Source organism: Erythrobacter aurantius (assembly GCF_023823125.1).
Lineage (GTDB): Bacteria > Pseudomonadota > Alphaproteobacteria > Sphingomonadales > Sphingomonadaceae > Erythrobacter > Erythrobacter aurantius.
On record NZ_CP090949.1, the window covers coordinates 492,351 to 508,548 of the forward strand.

General features: G+C 63.7%; 21 protein-coding genes. 8 read left to right on the forward strand and 13 right to left on the reverse strand.

Going from position 1 to position 16,198, the window contains the following annotated elements:
* Positions 1-7: 7 nt before the first annotated feature.
* The gene (locus L1K66_RS02505; RefSeq protein WP_252259475.1) at positions 8-415 is read right to left on the reverse strand and encodes a hypothetical protein; all 408 of its coding nucleotides are present in this window, start codon (positions 413-415) and stop codon (positions 8-10) included.
* Complete coding sequence (locus tag L1K66_RS02510) at positions 408-1,109, reverse strand: EI24 domain-containing protein (protein ID WP_252259476.1); 702 nt, start codon at positions 1,107-1,109, stop codon at positions 408-410. Before L1K66_RS02510 ends, L1K66_RS02505 begins: the two co-directional genes overlap by 8 nt.
* A 106-nt stretch (positions 1,110-1,215) precedes the next feature.
* On the opposite strand from L1K66_RS02510, the gene L1K66_RS02515 reads away from it, so the two are divergent.
* Positions 1,216-2,220: an adenosine kinase gene (locus L1K66_RS02515; RefSeq protein WP_252259477.1), complete on the forward strand. Its 1,005-nt coding sequence runs from the start codon at positions 1,216-1,218 to the stop codon at positions 2,218-2,220.
* A gap of 489 nt (positions 2,221-2,709) precedes the next feature.
* On the opposite strand, the gene L1K66_RS02520 is transcribed toward L1K66_RS02515, so the two are convergent.
* Both L1K66_RS02520 and L1K66_RS02525 read right to left on the reverse strand, forming a co-directional pair.
* Positions 2,710-3,525, reverse strand: a complete 816-nt coding sequence (locus L1K66_RS02520) for a hypothetical protein (protein WP_252259478.1) — start codon at positions 3,523-3,525, stop codon at positions 2,710-2,712.
* An 88-nt stretch (positions 3,526-3,613) separates the two neighbouring features.
* A complete protein-coding gene (locus L1K66_RS02525) occupies positions 3,614-3,985 on the reverse strand; it encodes a hypothetical protein (RefSeq protein ID WP_252259479.1) in 372 nt (123 codons plus the stop codon).
* Between the two features lie 228 nt (positions 3,986-4,213).
* On the opposite strand from L1K66_RS02525, the gene L1K66_RS02530 reads away from it, so the two are divergent.
* Positions 4,214-4,639, forward strand: a complete 426-nt coding sequence (locus tag L1K66_RS02530) for a phosphotransferase (protein ID WP_252259480.1) — start codon at positions 4,214-4,216, stop codon at positions 4,637-4,639.
* 10 nt (positions 4,640-4,649) lie between these two features.
* Positions 4,650-4,985 (forward strand): phosphotransferase, encoded by a 336-nt coding sequence (locus L1K66_RS02535; RefSeq protein WP_252259481.1) that lies wholly within the window; start codon positions 4,650-4,652, stop codon positions 4,983-4,985.
* Between the two features lie 120 nt (positions 4,986-5,105).
* Here the strand turns inward: L1K66_RS02535 and purD are convergent, their stop codons facing one another.
* Positions 5,106-6,386, reverse strand: a complete 1,281-nt coding sequence (gene purD, locus L1K66_RS02540; RefSeq protein WP_252259482.1) for a phosphoribosylamine--glycine ligase — start codon at positions 6,384-6,386, stop codon at positions 5,106-5,108.
* Here purD and xseA point away from each other — a divergent pair.
* Genes xseA through L1K66_RS02560 form a run of 4 tightly spaced genes read left to right on the forward strand, consistent with a single transcriptional unit; the run spans position 6,385 to position 9,997 of the window.
* Positions 6,385-7,851 (forward strand): exodeoxyribonuclease VII large subunit, encoded by a 1,467-nt coding sequence (xseA, locus tag L1K66_RS02545; RefSeq protein WP_252259483.1) that lies wholly within the window; start codon positions 6,385-6,387, stop codon positions 7,849-7,851. The two genes, purD and xseA, sit on opposite strands and share 2 nt — an antisense overlap.
* 23 nt (positions 7,852-7,874) lie before the next feature.
* Positions 7,875-8,099 (forward strand): DUF2093 domain-containing protein, encoded by a 225-nt coding sequence (locus tag L1K66_RS02550; protein WP_252259484.1) that lies wholly within the window; start codon positions 7,875-7,877, stop codon positions 8,097-8,099.
* Positions 8,100-8,103: 4 nt separating this feature from the next.
* Positions 8,104-9,018: a M23 family metallopeptidase gene (locus L1K66_RS02555; protein ID WP_252260568.1), complete on the forward strand. Its 915-nt coding sequence runs from the start codon at positions 8,104-8,106 to the stop codon at positions 9,016-9,018.
* Between the two features lie 19 nt (positions 9,019-9,037).
* A complete protein-coding gene (locus L1K66_RS02560; RefSeq protein WP_252259485.1) occupies positions 9,038-9,997 on the forward strand; it encodes an esterase-like activity of phytase family protein in 960 nt (319 codons plus the stop codon).
* A 65-nt stretch (positions 9,998-10,062) separates the two neighbouring features.
* Here the strand turns inward: L1K66_RS02560 and rpmB are convergent, their stop codons facing one another.
* The gene (gene rpmB / locus L1K66_RS02565) at positions 10,063-10,350 is read right to left on the reverse strand and encodes a 50S ribosomal protein L28 (protein WP_034956421.1); all 288 of its coding nucleotides are present in this window, start codon (positions 10,348-10,350) and stop codon (positions 10,063-10,065) included.
* A 147-nt stretch (positions 10,351-10,497) separates the two neighbouring features.
* On the opposite strand from rpmB, the gene L1K66_RS02570 reads away from it, so the two are divergent.
* The gene (locus L1K66_RS02570; RefSeq protein ID WP_252259486.1) at positions 10,498-10,953 is read left to right on the forward strand and encodes a nucleoside deaminase; all 456 of its coding nucleotides are present in this window, start codon (positions 10,498-10,500) and stop codon (positions 10,951-10,953) included.
* Between the two features lie 3 nt (positions 10,954-10,956).
* Here the strand turns inward: L1K66_RS02570 and L1K66_RS02575 are convergent, their stop codons facing one another.
* From L1K66_RS02575 to L1K66_RS02605, 7 genes are read right to left on the reverse strand one after another with little or no spacing between them, the layout of a single operon-like run.
* Positions 10,957-11,706 carry a SpoIIAA family protein gene (locus L1K66_RS02575; protein ID WP_252259487.1) on the reverse strand — a complete coding sequence of 250 codons (750 nt, stop codon included), beginning with the start codon at positions 11,704-11,706 and terminating at the stop codon, positions 10,957-10,959.
* A gap of 56 nt (positions 11,707-11,762) precedes the next feature.
* The gene (locus L1K66_RS02580) at positions 11,763-12,458 is read right to left on the reverse strand and encodes a ribonuclease T2 family protein (protein ID WP_330221248.1); all 696 of its coding nucleotides are present in this window, start codon (positions 12,456-12,458) and stop codon (positions 11,763-11,765) included.
* Positions 12,451-12,897 (reverse strand): hypothetical protein, encoded by a 447-nt coding sequence (locus L1K66_RS02585; protein ID WP_252259488.1) that lies wholly within the window; start codon positions 12,895-12,897, stop codon positions 12,451-12,453. The genes L1K66_RS02580 and L1K66_RS02585 overlap by 8 nt, the downstream gene beginning before the upstream one ends.
* On the reverse strand, positions 12,894-13,760 hold the full coding sequence (gene nadC / locus L1K66_RS02590) for a carboxylating nicotinate-nucleotide diphosphorylase (RefSeq protein WP_252259489.1): 867 nt from the start codon (positions 13,758-13,760) through the stop codon (positions 12,894-12,896). The genes L1K66_RS02585 and nadC overlap by 4 nt, the downstream gene beginning before the upstream one ends.
* A gap of 4 nt (positions 13,761-13,764) precedes the next feature.
* Entirely contained in the window at positions 13,765-14,031 is a 267-nt protein-coding gene (locus L1K66_RS02595) for a hypothetical protein (protein WP_252259490.1), read from the reverse strand.
* Positions 14,032-14,063: 32 nt separating this feature from the next.
* Positions 14,064-14,861, reverse strand: coding sequence for a LytR/AlgR family response regulator transcription factor (locus tag L1K66_RS02600; RefSeq protein WP_252259491.1), 798 nt, complete (start codon positions 14,859-14,861; stop codon positions 14,064-14,066).
* Positions 14,858-16,111, reverse strand: coding sequence for a sensor histidine kinase (locus tag L1K66_RS02605; RefSeq protein WP_252259492.1), 1,254 nt, complete (start codon positions 16,109-16,111; stop codon positions 14,858-14,860). Before L1K66_RS02605 ends, L1K66_RS02600 begins: the two co-directional genes overlap by 4 nt.
* Positions 16,112-16,198: the final 87 nt, after the last annotated feature.

Here is a 16,198-nt window from a genome sequence, read left to right on the forward strand (position 1 = left end):
GACCGGGTTACCGCCGCCCCGCCGCCCGCTCGATATCGCCGATGCACCGGGCCCGATCCGTCTCGCCTCCGCCCTTGCGTTCGCGGGCGACGACGTGGGTTGCGACCGGTTCGGCGTTCGATTGCAGGGGGTAAAGGAACACGTCCAGCACACAGCGATCCGAGGTGAATTGCAGTTTGCGCGCATCGCCTTCGGCAAGGTCAATCCGCGCTTCGCCAAACCGGCGGACCAGCGACCCTGCGCGCTCCCCGATGATGCCTTCAAGTCCCGCTGTCCCCATCACGGCGGGCGCGCGAAAGGCAGGTGTGGCGGGTCTCGGGGCTGAGGATACGGTGCCGACCCCGGTGCCACTGGGGGCAACCGAGCAAGCCGAGGCCAGCATGAGGGCGCTGAACAGGACGATCATCCTAGGCATCACAAGGCTCCGTGGCGAAAGGCAGCGAGCGCATCGTCAGATGGGTTCCCGCAGCCGCCCCCAGCACCGGTGCAATCAGGTTGAGGCCGGGGACCAGCATTATCCCCGCGATCGCGCCGCCCAGCAACAGCCGCTCGCTGCGGCTCACCGGGTTTTGCGCATCCCTGGCACCGCAATGCCGCAGCCATGCCATGTCGGTAAGCTCCCGCCCGAGCAGCCATGCGTTCACGGCAAGGAACACCAGCGCCGCGCCAAAAACGGTCACCAACAGCACTCCGGCCACGGGCAAGGCCAGCAGGTTGAAGCCGAGCGTGCGCCCGATTCCCCTAAGCGAATTGGCGAGATCGCGCCGGAACGGCAGGGGCCGGGCTTCCGCAGCGCGGGCGGGGTAATGCTGTTTCTCGACCGCGATCACCACTTCGTCGGCGAAGAACTGCAAGACCGCCACGGCGACCACTCGGAACAGGAACCAGAACGCCAGCCCCGCGATCAGCACCGCCGCCGCCGCCCCGGCCAATCCGCTGCCTTCCCCCGCCCAACTGCCCAGAGCCCATACCAGCGCAAAGTACAGCCCTATGCCCAGCGCGACAAAGGCAAGGACGGTTGCCAGCACCGATTTGAGCAGCACCATCAGCACCGCCCGATCGGTCAATTGGGCCAAGGCTTGGGCAAGGGCATGGATCACGGCACGCATCGCCGGGAGATGTGATCACCGCGCCGTCTTGTCAAACAGCACTTGGCCTCTTCCCCGCATCGGGCTAGGCGCTGCGCATCCTTTGCCAGCAACAGGAAGCCTACCCTTGTCCGATACTGCGCCCGAGCCCCGTTATGATGTCATCGCCATCGGCAATGCCGTGGTCGACGTGATCGCGTCCTGCGATGAAAGCCTGATCGAGGAGCTGCAGCTCAATCGCGGCGGGATGACCCTGATCGACGAAGCCCGCGCGGACGAACTCTACGAAGCCATGCCGCCCGCGCGCGAGGTGTCGGGCGGATCGGCGGCGAACACCCTCGCCGGGCTTTCCACCCTCGGCCTGCAATGCGCTTTCATCGGGCAGGTCGCGGACGATCAGCTGGGCAAGGTGTTCCGCCACGACATGCGCGCCACCGGGATCGACTTCGACACTCCCGCGCGTGAACGCGAGCCTGCGACGGGCCGCGTGCTGATCTTCGTCACCCCCGATGGCGAGCGCACGATGAACACCTTCCTTGGCGCGGGCCAGTATCTGCCCGCCGCCGCGCTGGACGAAGAGCTGATCGCCAGCGCCGCGATCCTCTATCTCGAAGGCTATCTGTGGGACCCCGAAGAGCCGCGCCGGGCCATGCGCCGCGCGATCGAAGTGGCCCGCGCCGCCGGTCGCAAGGTCGCCTTCACCGCGTCGGAGAGCTTCGTGATTGATCGCCATGGCGACGACTTCCGCGCCATGATCGACGACGGGCTGATCGACATCCTGTTCGTCAACGAGAGCGAGCTGGCGACGCTGACGGGAGAGGCTGACTTCGAAGCCGGCTTCGATGCGATCTCGCCCAAGGTTCCGGTGCTGGTCGCCACCCGCAGCGAGAAGGGCGCGGTGGCCGATGCGCATGGCGAACGCGCTGTCGTCGCCGCCGCTCCGGTTCCCAAGGTCGTCGATACGACGGGCGCGGGCGACCAGTTCGCGGCCGGCTTCCTTGCCGGTTACGCGCGCGGCGAGCCGCTGGCGCAGTGCCTCAAGCGCGGGGCGATTGCGGCTGCCGAGGTGATCTCGCACTACGGCCCGCGTCCCGAAGCGGACATGCAGGCGTTGATGGCTGAGCGCCTCTAGTGTTGCGGCCCCGCATCCGCGGGGCCTTCCTCGCTGGACGCGCAGCATAGCTGCGCCCGCTGCGGGCGGGCGGTCGCCCTTGCGGCCCATTTGGGGCCGATACACCGCGCTCAAGTAGCGAAGCAGTAGCGCGAACAAGGGCTCGCTCAAGTAGCGAAGCGGTAGCGCGAACAAGGACTCGCTCAAGCAGCGAAGCGGTAGCGCGTCCAGGTCATCCCTGATTCCCTACAGGCTGGAACAGGTGGAACACTGTCCAGGGATTAAAAACCCCGCTGTGTCACTCTTGGGCCGAAAACTGTCACCTTTCGCGCAAAACTGTCACCTGACCTGCGCAAAGTGTCATCCGAACACGGGAAAGCGTCGCGTTTTCGGCACGCAAATTGTCACCTTTGCATATGCCAAAGTGTCACCCTCCAGACAGGCTTTCTGGTTCGACGATTTGAAAGAGCCGCGCGCATCGTATCGCGCACGGCCCCGGTAGGAAAATTCTCAGGCGACTGCGGGCTTTCGCGCGGGCGGCTTTCCGGCTTCCCAGCCAAACCACGCTGCCGCCGCGCCCAATGCCAGCCCGACCACCAGCGTCACCGCTTCGGGAATGGTGGCATAGGCCGCGAACAGATCGGCCATGAACGGCATCTGCGGGGTGAACCATGTCAGCACCGCCTGCACCGCCATGAATCCCGAGGCCACCAGCCACGGGGCGCCATGCTTGCGATCCATGAAATACAGCGTCATCGCGAACACGATCGCGATCCCGTCCGATATGGCGATGGTATCAAGGATCGCGTGCGGGCCTTCGCTGCCGATAAAGTTCCACGCGGGAAACAGCAGGTCCATGAACCGTCCGAACGGCGATTCAAACAGGATCGATGGCGTTGCCAGCATGTATCCGGCGTGCAGCCGCACATTCCGGCGATGTTTCAGCGCGAGGTAGAACAACGTCAGATAGGCGGCGATCGCCACCCACATCGCCGTTCCGAAAGCCGGGGCGATATAGGTGTAGAACGGATTGTCTCCCGCCGCGAACCCCTTCGCCGAGACGTTGATGATCATGACAAAGCCAAGAATCAGGAACGGAAACAGGGCAAAGCTGGCAAGGCCCATCTGCTTGTGCAGCGCATTCATCCGTTTGTGGATCGAAAGGTGCTGCGCGATCAGCAGCCCCAGCCATGTCATCGACGAAACGGCGTGGACATGAAATGCCAGCGGAACGGCCTTCACGACCGAAAAATAGCTCGCCCAGAAGCCGACCATGATGACCAGCAGGACGAAACCGACGAAATAATGAGCGTGACGATACGGCACTGAAATCCCCCTTTTCAGCGCGGCCCGGAGCCCGAGATTAGCCTAAAGGAGGGTGTTGCACAAACCGCGGGCGGCAAACGCCGCTAAGTCATTCAGCGGGAACGTAATCCTCGCGCCGCAGTGTCACCATATAGGCGGCGACTTCCTCGATATGGTGGGGCTCCAGATCGAAATCCATGACTTCGGGGTAATTGTGCGCATCGGCCAACCAGTCACCCAGCGTTTCATCGGTCACGCCCTTGCGATTGGCGATGGCTTCGAAACTGGGGGCCTGCGGATTAGGCGAAAGGAACGGCGGCTCCACCGCATGGCACCCACCGCACGCCGCCTCGATAAAGGCCGATGGCTGCGCTCGTGCTGACGCCGCCACCTGCGGCTCGGGCGCAGGCATGGTGTCACACGCGGCGGTGGCCAGCAGCGCGAAAAAGGTCAGGGCGAGCGAGGCGTCACGGACTGTCATGCCACCCCTTCTACACACGCGCCGCCAAGTGTAATTGATCGAGATCAATTTTTTGCGAAGCTTGCGATACAGGGTCGACCGGACGACCGCTTTCGGGGGGATGCAAGTATCGGGAATGACGGGATGTGGGTGGATTCCAGAAGGGCCGCTTTGTGCAACCCATCGATCTACCTCGCTGGCAATTGAGAGCGCATTGCCAATGAGTTGTGCCGCTCATATTCCAGTTGAATGACCGCCGACAGCTCCGGAATATTCGAACAGCTCATTGGGTCTTGGATCGCCACCCCCTCACCGGTCGGAGAATCCGGCTGCGGGGTGCTGCGTCTTGATGATCGCGAGGGACAAACGGTTGCCTACCTGAAACACGGCAAGGGTGCGCTCGGCGACATGGTGTCAGACGAGATGATCCGGCTCCGGTGGCTACACTCCCGCCTGCCGGTTCCCGAGATTATCAGGTTCGTCGCCACCCAAAATGAATGCTGGCTCATGACAAAGGCGCTGGCAGGCAAAAGCGCGCGAGCCTTGCTCGATGAAAACCCTGATGACCTCGGCATTGTCATCAACGCCCTCGCTGATTTCCTCCGCCTGGTCCATGCGTTGCCAGCCGTTGAATGTCCCTTCGACGCGCGGCTAGGAGGGCCGCGCGCGGATTGATGCCGGACTGGTGAATGAAGCGGATTTTGACCAAGAGCAGCAGGGATGGTCTGCAGAAGATGTGTGGAAGGCCATTCAGGCCCAGCTGCCTCTAGAGCCTGACCTTGTCGTAACCCACGGTGATTTCTCGCTGGATAACGTCCTGATGAAAGATGGCGGGATCACGGGATGCATTGATGTCGGCGGCGCGGGGCTGGCTGATCGGTATCACGACCTTGCAATTTGCTGGAGAGATCTGGCTGTTTATGGGGCGGAAGCCCAAGCGCGATTTCTTATGCGCTACGGCGCCGGCGAAGGCGACCGGCGCAAGCTTGAGACATATCAACTCTTGAATGAGTTATTCTGAGTGCGTGAGAGAAATTGAACGTCCGCTCCGGGGTCGTTTCCCGAACGGCAGCTTTTTCTGGACAATTAGCAAAGCAGCCAATGCGCGCTGCTGCGTTCGAATAACCGCTCAATTCTTGCGTCAGCCTGCGTCCGCTGCTTCCCGCGCCACTTCTTTCCAGCCGATGTCGCGGCGGCAGAATCCGGTTGCGAAGTCGACCCTGTCGAGCGCCTCATAGGCCTTGGCCTGCGCCTGCGTCACGTTGGCGCCGGTCGCGGTCACGTTGAGCACGCGGCCGCCGTTGGCGGTTAGCACTCCGTCCTTCATCGCTGTGCCCGCGTGGAAGACCTTTGCGCCGTTGGCCTCGGAGTCTCCCAGAACAATCGTGCCGCCCTTTTCGGGGGTGCCGGGATAACCCTTCGCCGCCATCACCACCGTCAATGCGGTGTCGGGCGCGAAGGCGGGTGGGGTTTCGTCAAGTTCCCCCTTCGCGCAAGACAGCATCATTTCCGCCAGATCGCCCTGATACCGCATCATCAGCACCTGACATTCGGGATCGCCGAAACGGCAGTTGTATTCGATCAGCTTCGGGCCCTCTGCGGTCAGCATCAGCCCGGCATAGAGCACGCCCGAATAGGGCATGCCTTCGGCGCGCATCGTGTCGACCGTGGGGCGGATGATCTCTGCCATCACCCGGTCCTGCAATTCCTGCGTCAGCACCGGGGCGGGGGAATAGGCGCCCATGCCGCCGGTGTTGGGGCCGGTGTCGCCTTCGCCCACCTGCTTGTGATCCTGCGCCGTGCCGAAGGGGATGACGGTGGTGCCGTCGGTGATCGCGAAGAAGCTGGCCTCCTCGCCGTGCAGGAATTCCTCGATCACGACTTCGGCCCCGGCTTCCCCGAACCAGCCGCCGAACATGTCGGCCAGCGCGATTTCCGCCTGTTCGATGCTTTCGGCGATCACCACGCCCTTGCCCGCGGCAAGGCCATCGGCCTTGAGCACGTAAGGCGCGGTGAACTGCGTCAATGCGCGGTCGGCCTCCTCGATAGAGCGGGTGCGGACATAGCCGCCGGTGGGGATATTGGCGCGGGCGCACAGGTCCTTGGTGAAGCCTTTTGACCCTTCGAGCTGGGCTGCGGCCTTGGACGGGCCGAATGCCGGAATACCCTCGGCCCGCAGCGAATCGGCGAGGCCGTCCACCAGCGGAGCCTCCGGCCCGATCACCACCATATCGATGCCCTTGCTCTGACAAAAGGCGATCACCGCAGCGTGATCGGTGGCGTCAAGCGCCACCAATTCCGCCTCTTCGGCAATGCCGGGATGTCCGGGGGCAGCGTAAAGCCGCGTCACGCTGGGCGCTTGCGCGAGCTTCCATGCTAAAGCATGTTCACGGCCTCCCGAACCCAGCAACAGGACATTCATGGCGCGCGCTCCCTATCCACCTTCCGATACTGACGGGCTGGTAGCGCGGGTGAGCGAGGGCGACAACGCCCAGCCGCTGTCGATCACCGAGATTTCGAACCTGCTCAAGCGCACGGTGGAGGACCGGTTCGGCCATGTCCGCCTGCGCGGGGAGCTTTCTGGGGTGAAGCGCGCGGCGTCGGGCCACATGTATTGCGCGCTGAAGGATGATGGCGCGGTGATCGACGGGGTGATGTGGCGCGGCAATGCCGGGCGGCTCGCTTTCGTGCCCGAAGACGGGCTGGAAGTGATCGCGACCGGCAAGCTGACGACCTATCCGGGGCGTTCGAAATACCAGATCGTGATCGACAGCCTCGAGATCGCGGGCGAGGGCGCGTTGCTCGCTCTGCTGGAGAAAACGCGCCAGCGGCTGGAGGCGGAGGGGCTGTTTTCCGCGTCGCGCAAACGGCGCTTGCCATATCTGCCGCGGACTATCGGGGTGGTCACTTCGCCAACCGGATCGGTTATCCGCGACATTCTTCACCGGCTTGCGGATCGTTTCCCCAGCCATGTGGTGGTGTGGCCGGTGCTGGTGCAGGGGCAGGGTGCGGCGGAGCAGGTTGCGGGCGCAATCCGCGGATTTTCGGGACTTGAGCCGGGTGGCCCGGTGGCGCGGCCCGATGTCGTGATCGTCGCGCGCGGCGGCGGCTCGATCGAGGACCTGTGGAGCTTCAACGAGGAAGTCGTCGTCCGAGCGATTGCCGAATGTACCATTCCGGTTATTTCTGCTGTGGGTCACGAAACCGATACAACCCTGGCCGACTACGCCGCAGACCAGCGCGCGCCCACTCCGACGGCGGCGGCAGAAATGGCGGTGCCGGTGCGCGCCGATCTTGTCGCGACGCTCGCCGATTTCGCCAACCGCCAACGCCGCGCGGTGCATCGCCCGGTCGAATTGGGGCGCGAGCGGCTGGAAGCGCGGGTCCGCCGGATGCCGCGCGCCGAAGCCTTGTTGCAACCGCAGGCGCAGCGGCTCGACGATCTGTCCGAACGCCTGCGGCGGGGGCTGACCGATCGTGCGCGGCAGGGGCGGGAGGAACTGGTCGGCGTATCATCGCGGCTTTCGCCCCGGCTGCTCACCGGTGCGCTGTCGCAGCGGCGTGAGCGGTTGGAGCGCGTCCGGCTGACGCCGGCTTTGGTGCAGCGCCCGATCGACGCCTCGCGTGAAAAGCTCGCGGCGCTAGTTCGGCTGGCGAGCCAGCTGCACCCGGAAAAGCCGCTCGAACGCGGTTACGCCATCGTGCGCGATGCGCAGGGCAAGGCGCTGACGGCCAAGGCGCAGGCCGCCGCCGAGGCAGCGCTGACCCTGCAATTCCGCGATGGGGAACTTGGAGTCACCGTCGGTGACACAGTTCCGCCTCCCAAGACCCCACGCAAACCACGGCCCGCTGCGCCTCCTCCGCGCCAAGACGATTTGTTCGGCTAGCCATCCGTGCTAAGGTCACACCCATGTTGATGTCGTCCAGCGATAAAGCCGCCAAGCTCTACTACGGCCCCTCCGCCTTCCGCGTCCTGCGCCCCGGCCAGCATGTCCTGTGCGCGGTCACGGGAGAGGCCATCCCGCTCGAAGAGCTCCGCTATTGGAGCGCCGAGCATCAGGAGGCCTACGCCACCGCCGAAATCGCCACGCGCCGCCTGCTTGGCGAGGTTCAGCCGCTGAACGCAGGCGGGTGACGTGATGGCCGGTCGCGCGATCAGGACTGCCCCTCTCGCCCTTGCCGCCATCGGACTGATCGGTCTGGTCGGCTATTGGGGAGCGGGTGCGGCGACCGCGCGCGACCCCGAACCCGCAGCTGACGATACCGCAGCGCCATCCTCCGCCGCGCCGATGCGCCAGCAGACCCGTTTTGCCCACGGCGGCGCCATGACCCAGGGTGGTTTCATCCGGGGCCGCGTGCCCGAAGGCACAGTCGCTGCCGAGCTGGGCGGGCAGACGCTCGATCTGGCACCGGACGGAACCTTTTTCGCCGCCTTCGATCGCGACAGCCCTGGCGAACTCGCGCTCACCGCGACGCTTGAGGGCGGGCGGACCCTTAGCGAAACGCTCAGCGTGTCGCCGCGTGAATGGCAGATCGAACGGGTCAATGTCGCGCGCCGCACAGGCGGCAGCAGCGAGGCATGGTGGGCCAAGCGCGAACCGGAATGGCTCGCGATCAAGGCCGCGCGCGAACGGGAAACCGGCGCGGACGGCTGGCGGCAGGACTTCATCTGTCCAGTGAAGGGCAGGATTTCGGGACGTTTCGGCCGCCAGCGCATCTATGCGGGCGAGCCGGGCAGCTATCATTCGGGGCTCGACATCGCGCCGGGCAATGGCGTGCCCTTTGTCGCGCCCGCCGATGGCGTGGTGGTGCTGGCGCGCAACGGATTCAGCCTCGAAGGCAATCTGATCATCATCGATCACGGGCATGGCCTCAACAGCGCCTTTCTGCACGCCAGCCGGATCGTCGTCGAAGAGGGGCAGGCGGTGCGGCAGGGCCAGCATATCGGCGATGTCGGCGCATCGGGCCGGGCCACCGGGCCGCATCTGCACTGGAGCCTCATGTGGAACGATGCGCGGCTCGATCCGCTGTTGTTCGTGGGGCCGATGAACTGAGGTGATCCGGTACCGGCGCTTGTTCGCGGCGCTTGCCGTCGCCGCGCTTTGTGCGCCCGGCACATGGCTCCGCACCGAAGTCCCGCGCGAAGTGCCAAGAGACATCGTCATGGCCCGCATTGCCGGAGCCGCACAAACCCCATTGCCTGATTGGCGGGTTGAGGGCGTGTGGCAATATTCGACCGGGCCGAGCCGGAAGTTCGGAGGCTATTCCGCGCTCTTCACGCTGGGTGACAAGAACCTGCGCGCCTTTTCCGATCGTGGCTATCGCTTCACCTTTCCCACCCCCGACACGCCCGATCAGGATCCGGCAGCCCGCGTGATCTCGCTTCAGGCATTGGCCGAAGAGCCGTTGAACTGGCTGCTGTGGGATATCGAGTCCGCCACCCGCGATCCGGCGACGGGGGATTACTGGCTCGGCTATGAATACACCCATGCCATCCACCGCTTCACCATCGCCAGCGTCCCCGATGGCGTCAGGATGCTGGGAGAGGAAGTCGAATGGAGCAAGAACAGCGGGCTGGAAGCCATGCTGCGCTTGTCCGACGGGCGCTTTATCGCCATTCCCGAAGGGCGTTCCTACGCGATGATCTGGGCGGGTGATCCGATCGAAGGGGGCAAGGCGCGCCGCATTCCCTTTGAAAACCCGGCTGAAAGCTACGCCGTAACCGACATGGCGCAATTGCCTGATGGCCGCGTGCTGCTGCTGATGCGCAATCTTGTCTGGGGTTTGCCGCCCTTTGCCGGATTGCTGGCGATCGCGGACCCGCCCCAGCCCGGCTCGACCGAAGCCTGGGTGCCGCGTGTTGTGCTGCGGTTTGACGGTGTGCTGCCGCCTGAGAATTACGAAGGGCTGGCGGTGCGCGAACAGGATGACGGCACGATCGCCGTCTGGATCATTTCGGACGACAATGTCTCGGTGTTCCAGCGCACCCTGGTGGCTAAGCTGGTGTTCGATCCGGGCAAACAGTCAGACTGAAACGCAAAAAAGGCGTGAGCGGATACCGCCACGCCTTCATCGCATTGATTTCGCCGAATGGCGGATCAGGCTGCGGCGACAGCCTTCTTCAGCTCGCGCTTCACCTTCAGCGCGTTGGCCGAAAGCTTGTCGTCGCTGGTCTTGAGCAGCCAGTTGTCGAGCCCGCCATTGTGCTCGACCGAACGCAGACCGTGCGTCGAAACGCGGAACTTGAAGCTGCGCTCGAGCTTCTCGCTCATCAGCGTGACGTTCTGCAGGTTGGGCAGGAACACGCGCTTGGTCTTGTTGTTGGCGTGGCTCACATTGTGGCCAACCTGGCGGCCCTTGCCGGTGAGTTCGCAAATCCGCGACATGATATCTCTCGTCTTGTTAACAGTGACGGGCGCTCCGCTGGTCCAGCGGCCCACATGCGAGGGTGTCCCGGAAAGCGCGCCGCATAGCGGGGCTGCAGCGAATCGTCAATTGATTCGTGCCTTCACCCGCCCTAGCGGTGACGCAGCATGACCAGACTGCCGATCCCCGCCCCGATGCAGGCCGCGCTCGACGCCGCAGCCAAGGCCGCCGCAGCGGGCGAAGTGCCTGTCGGCGCGGTGGTGGTCAAGGGGGGCGAAGTGATCGCGATTGCCGCCAATGCGACCCGCAACCCGCCCGACCCCACAGGCCATGCCGAAATGCGCGCGATCCGGCAGGCAGCAGCGGCACTGGGGGATGATCGGCTGACCGATTGCGATCTCTACGTCACGCTGGAGCCTTGCGCGATGTGCGCAGGCGCGATCAGCCACGCTCGCATCGCTCGCCTGTACTACGCCGCCGGCGATCCCAAGGGCGGGGCGGTGGAGCATGGCGCCCGTGTGTTCGAACAGGCGCAATGCCTGCACGCGCCCGAAGTCTATTCGGGCATGGGCGAAAGCGAGGCGGCGGAATTGCTGCGCGGGTTCTTCAGGGAGCGGCGGTAACGCCTATTCGCTCAGCCAGGCGATGGCCTTGGCCTGATCCTCCAGTTCGAAGCCCCGGATTTCGCCCGAGAAGAAATTGGAGGTGAATTCGGCATAGGTGCGGATCCATTTCGGGCCGCCGACAATGGCGTAACGCTCCATCTTGCGGGCGATTTCCAGCTTGCCGTTCAGCACTTCGCCGCTCAGCAGCCGGTCAAGATCAAACCCGTGCCAGTTGCGGATGACCAGCAGCAGCCGCGTGCAGCCTTCGAGATCGAACTTGGCGCGCACCATCGCGACGCCTTTCTCCGATTCCTCGCGGTCGAGCCTGCCGGACAGCTCGTAGGCGGCGATTTTCGGGTCGCTGACGTCGATTTCGTGAAACGCGCCGGTGTGCGGATTTTCAACCTGCTCCAGCACCCATGCGCGCGCGGTTTCGGCTTCGTCATCGTCATAGACCTGATAGCTGATGCCGGGCAGCAGCGCGCTTTCGAGCCGGGCCGAGGTCCTGACCCATTCCTCGTCCGAGACGATGGCTATCCGGTCAAGGCCGTAAGCCCATTTGAGCAGCAACGGGAAATGCACCATTTCCTCGGCCACCGCCGACCATGAAAACCCTGCCATGGCGGTCAGGTCGATCAGCAGGTTGCCACCGCCGCCTTTTGCTTGCTGCTCCTTGACGAAACCCGCCAGCGCCTGTGCATCCGCCTGCCGGAATTCGGCCATCACGGTGATGCGGTGGGCGTGGGGTGCGATCTGTTCGAATTCTATCATGGCGGCAAATTACCATGCACCTTGCAGCGCCGCCATTGATCGAGGTCAAATCTGCCTCAGAGACCCCGCCAGATCTTCGCGCTCGCATTGTCGCGTGCGCCATAGCGGCGATCGTCGCAGCGGGTCGGGCGGAAACGGGGGCCGTAGCAAAGGCGCAATTCCTCCAGCCAGCCGCGCTCGTTCAGCTTCACGCCGATCTGGGCTGCGCTCCAGCCCGGATTGGCATCGGCGAAGGCCTGACGGATGCGGCCTGCGGTAAGGCCTTCCTCGCGGCTGATCCGGTCGTAATCGGGGATGCGCAAGGATTCCCACAGCACGCGTGTGACGGCGAAATAGGTTTCGGGCCGCTTCGTCATGCAGCTGCCGTGCTTGGCCCATTGCCGCGCGATCAGGCGGGTGCTGGGCATCATGCACAGGTTCTCGCGCGCGATGCGGGGGGTGACGGGGGCGGCGGAAGGGCACCACTGCGGCCAGCTGCGCGCGCCTTGCGGCCACAACCCGTGCACGACGAGGCCGAAGCTGCCGTTATCGCCCGAACACTGCACCGCATGGCTGCGCGATCCTTCGCGCGTACGGCAGAACTCGGGGCTCCAGCTCAGCGCCATGGTGTAGCCGGTGGTCGGCACGCTGCGCGGGCGGCTGTCGGGCGAGATTTGCGGGACAGTGGAGACATTGGGCGCGCGGCATTGGTAAGCCTGCGCGTGGGCAAGCGAGGGCAGGACGAGCGCTGCTAAGGCGAGGAGGCTAGGCAAAGGTTTCAGGGGCGACCTCCCTTGATCTGTGAAACCAGCGGCCGGAAGCCGGGACATAAAGCATGACCAGCGCCAGCACGGTGGCAAGGAAAGGCACCAGCAGCAAGGGATTGTTTTCAATGCTGAACAGGATGAGCTCGAGGCTCCACGAGTAGGGGAGCAGCTTGTAAATGCCGAAAAGCGTGACAAGCCAGCGCGCCACCCGGCTGCCGAGGCCGAATATCCAGACGATCGGAATCAAGGCGATGGTGAATTCGGCGGAGCTGGCGACAATCACGAGATCGCCGGTCCATTCGATTTGTGGGAACCGCTCGGAATAGAGAAACCACGCCGAAAGCGGGTTCAGCAGGTGATCGAGCAGGCGCCACATGGCGGCGAAAAGGAAGGCGAGGGCGAACAGCCTGATCGACCACGGCCTCGGCCCTTTTCGCCACTTCATACCAGCGCGAAGTCCAGTCCAACGTCTGCTGCAGGCGCGCTTTGGGTAAGGCGGCCGACGCTGCAATAATCCACCCCGCTTGCCGCCTTGGCCGCGATGGTATCGAGGTTGATGCCTCCGCTTGCCTCGGTCGCGGTGCGGCCGGCAACCAGCGCGACGGCCTCTTTCAGCGTTTCGGGCGACATGTTGTCGAGCAGCAGGTGGTGCGCGCCGGCGGCAATCGCGGGTTCGATCTGGTCGAGCCGGTCAACCTCGCAGATGATCGGCTTCACCCCGGCATCGCGCGCGCGGCGCACCGCTTCGCCGACGCTTCCGGCGACAGCGACGTGATTGTCCTTGATCATCGCCGCGTCCCACAATCCCATCCGGTGGTTCTGCGCGCCGCCCATCCGGGTCGCGTATTTTTCCAGATGGCGCAGCCCCGGCAAGGTCTTGCGTGTGTCGAGCAGGGTGCAACTGTCCGATCCCAGCCGCATCGCCGTGACATACTCGCGCGTCATGGTGGCAATGCCGGAAAGGTGCTGGACGATGTTCAATGCGCTCCGCTCCGCCGTCAGCAGCGCGCGGGCCTTGCCCTCGATCCGCATCAGATCGGTGCCCGCCGCCACCGCGTCGCTATCGCTGACAAGGCATTCGATCGCGCAATCGGGATCGAGATGGCGGAAAAACGCCTCGGCCAACGGGAGCCCCGCGACGACAATCGCGTCGCGGCTGTCCATCACGCCCGAAAAGCGCGCATCGGCGGGGATCACGCTTTCCGAAGTGACGTCACTGCCCCCGCCCGGAAGCCCGTCACCGAGGTCTTCGGCAAGGGTTTCGCGAAGGAACTTGTCGAGGTCGAAGCCGGGGAGGGTGAAGGTCACGCTTTTAGCCTATCTTTCTTTCGATATGATCGCGGGTGGCGAGAACCTCCTTTACGTCCGAATAGGCCGTCTGCCAGTGCGGATCACATTTGAAGAGAATTTGCCCGCTTACCAATGCAATTTCATCGGGAAGAAGATCGGAGCATTCTGGCCCGTCCTCACACCAGCGCAAACGCTTCAGTCTTGCAAGCAAGGCACCAGTTGGAAGTAACTCCAACTCTGATCGCCCAACAACCGGTAGCGCGCGCTTGAGGCCGTGACCTTTCTTCATTGCGCAGCGCTACCCGAGGTTGTGCAACACAATCAATGCACAAACCGTGCGACAACATCACGGTACGACCTGCTCACCTTCACCTCGGCGCCGGAATCCAGCACCAGGAAGCATTCGCCATTGGTGTGCGGCTTCACCTGCCGCACCTGATCGAGGTTGACGATGGTGGAGCGGTGGACGCGCTGGAACTTGCGCGGGTCGAGCCGCCGTTCGAGGTCCTTCATCGTCTCGCGCAGGATCAGCGAATTGTCGCCGGTGTAGATGCACATGTAATCGCCCGCCGCCTCGATATGTTCGATGCTGTCGACTTCCACGCGGAAGATCTGGCCACGGTCCTTCACATTGATCAGCTTTTCGAAGCGGTCGGCGCTTTCGCTCGCATCGCCGCCGAAATCGGCGACGCGATCCGGCGCGACTTCGGCCAGCACGTCGAGGAGTTGTTCGGCATCCTCGGCGCTTTTCTTCTCGGCAAGGCGTTGGCGCACGCGTTCGATCGTGTCCGCCAGCTTGTCCTCGTCCACCGGCTTCATCAGGTAGTTGACGGCGTTGGCTTCGAACGCGCGGATCGCGTGTTCCTCGAATGCGGTTACGAAGACGAACAGCGGCGGCTCGATCTCCATCACGCCCTTGACCACGGAAAAGCCGTCGAAGCCGGGCATCTGGATGTCGAGAAAGACGAGATCGGGCTTTTCCGTCTTGATCTTGCGGATCGCCTCGCGGCCGTTGGAGCAGGTGTCGATCACTTCGACATCGTCAAACGCCTCAAGCCGCAATTGCAGGCCCTGAATGGCGAGTTTCTCGTCATCGACGAGGATTGTCCGGATGGTCATGGGATATTTCCGATAGCACGTTGGGGGTTGAGGTTGATCACATTGCCCGTGGACGCGTCAGAAGGGGGTGACGCATCGGGTTCTGTGAGCGGGGATTTTGACTGGGACTGTTCCGGCGTGGTTGCGCCTGCGGGTTCTTCGCCGGTTTCATAGGGGATTTCGATCAGGACGGTGAAGCCGCCGCCCGGCTGCGAGCGGGTTTCGAACAGGTGATCATCGCCATAGCCCTGCATCAGCCGGTTGCGGATATTGGCCAGCCCAACCCCGGTGGAAACCGGGCGTCCGATGACGCCATCGCGCTCTTCAAGCATCGACAATTGCACCGGCCCGTCGATCCCCGGTCCGGTGTCCTCCACCGAAATGCGCAAACGCTGGCCCACGACCCGCGCTGTCAACGAAATGCGCGCGCCTTCTTCCTGCGGGCTGACGGCGTATTTGATCGCGTTTTCCACCAGCGGTTGCAGCAGCATCGAAGGGAGGCGCGCCTTGAGCGCTGCGTCGTCGATCTCGAAATGGGTGCGCAGCCGTTCTTCGAACCGCATCCGCTCGATATCGAGATAGAGCTGCAGCGTCTCGATCTCCTGCTCCAGCGTCACCTGGCTGCCCGGCTCGGTAATCAGCGTGTGTCGCAAGAAGCCGGACAGCCGCGTCAGCATGGCGTTGGCCGGACCGGTCTGCTTGAGCAGCACCAGCGTGCTGATCGAATTCAGCGTGTTGAACAGGAAATGCGGATTGAGCTGATACCGCAGCATCGCCAATTGGGCCGCAGTCGCCTGCGCTTCCAATCGTTCGAGCCGGTCTGCCTGCCGCTCCACCGTCAGGAAGAAGTTGATCGCGTAATACAGCGCGCTCCACCCTCCCAGCAGCGTCAGCGGAATATAGGTGATCCCGACGAAACGCTGGACGAAGCTGGTTTCGCGGGTGCCGCCGTAATACAGGCCTTGCACCCACGCCTCTATGCCCGCGTGAACGGTGACAGCCAGGAACAGCACGATCACCGTTCCGCCCCATGTCACCACCGGGCTGCGCTGGATCAGCTGGCGATAGATCACCGACAGGATCAGGCTGATCGAAAATCCGGTGATGGTGGTGATCAGGATCAGGATCAGCTGGTTGTAAGGCAGGCCGTTGGCGACCGTGTTCAGCACGCGCAGCAGGAAAGACCCGCCCCAGCCCGCCAGTTGCAGGTTCCAGAAGGCGCGGTTCTTGCTCGCGAAAAAAGGAGCCGGTTCGATGCGCATTACCGCCATATTGATGTCATTTAGCGCAGTTTTGCAATTCTTGCAGGTTCAAACGCGTTTCGCATGGCGGAACGAACGCAAGCGGCGAACCGTCCG

Bases quoted from the DNA above. Each gene is read 5' to 3' on its own strand.
- L1K66_RS02505 (WP_252259475.1), bottom strand. From the start codon at position 415: ATGCCTAGGATGATCGTCCTGTTCAGCGCCCTCATGCTGGCCTCGGCT.
- L1K66_RS02510 (WP_252259476.1), bottom strand. From the start codon at position 1,109: ATGCGTGCCGTGATCCATGCCCTTGCCCAAGCCTTGGCCCAATTGACC.
- L1K66_RS02525 (WP_252259479.1), bottom strand. From the start codon at position 3,985: ATGACAGTCCGTGACGCCTCGCTCGCCCTGACCTTTTTCGCGCTGCTG.
- L1K66_RS02530 (WP_252259480.1), top strand. From the start codon at position 4,214: ATGACCGCCGACAGCTCCGGAATATTCGAACAGCTCATTGGGTCTTGG.
- xseA (WP_252259483.1), top strand. From the start codon at position 6,385: ATGGCGCGCGCTCCCTATCCACCTTCCGATACTGACGGGCTGGTAGCG.
- purD (WP_252259482.1), bottom strand. From the start codon at position 6,386: ATGAATGTCCTGTTGCTGGGTTCGGGAGGCCGTGAACATGCTTTAGCA.
- L1K66_RS02550 (WP_252259484.1), top strand. From the start codon at position 7,875: ATGTTGATGTCGTCCAGCGATAAAGCCGCCAAGCTCTACTACGGCCCC.
- L1K66_RS02555 (WP_252260568.1), top strand. From the start codon at position 8,104: ATGGCCGGTCGCGCGATCAGGACTGCCCCTCTCGCCCTTGCCGCCATC.
- rpmB (WP_034956421.1), bottom strand. From the start codon at position 10,350: ATGTCGCGGATTTGCGAACTCACCGGCAAGGGCCGCCAGGTTGGCCAC.
- L1K66_RS02570 (WP_252259486.1), top strand. From the start codon at position 10,498: ATGACCAGACTGCCGATCCCCGCCCCGATGCAGGCCGCGCTCGACGCC.
- L1K66_RS02575 (WP_252259487.1), bottom strand. From the start codon at position 11,706: ATGATAGAATTCGAACAGATCGCACCCCACGCCCACCGCATCACCGTG.
- L1K66_RS02585 (WP_252259488.1), bottom strand. From the start codon at position 12,897: ATGAAGTGGCGAAAAGGGCCGAGGCCGTGGTCGATCAGGCTGTTCGCC.
- L1K66_RS02595 (WP_252259490.1), bottom strand. From the start codon at position 14,031: ATGAAGAAAGGTCACGGCCTCAAGCGCGCGCTACCGGTTGTTGGGCGA.
- L1K66_RS02600 (WP_252259491.1), bottom strand. From the start codon at position 14,861: ATGACCATCCGGACAATCCTCGTCGATGACGAGAAACTCGCCATTCAG.
- L1K66_RS02605 (WP_252259492.1), bottom strand. From the start codon at position 16,111: ATGGCGGTAATGCGCATCGAACCGGCTCCTTTTTTCGCGAGCAAGAAC.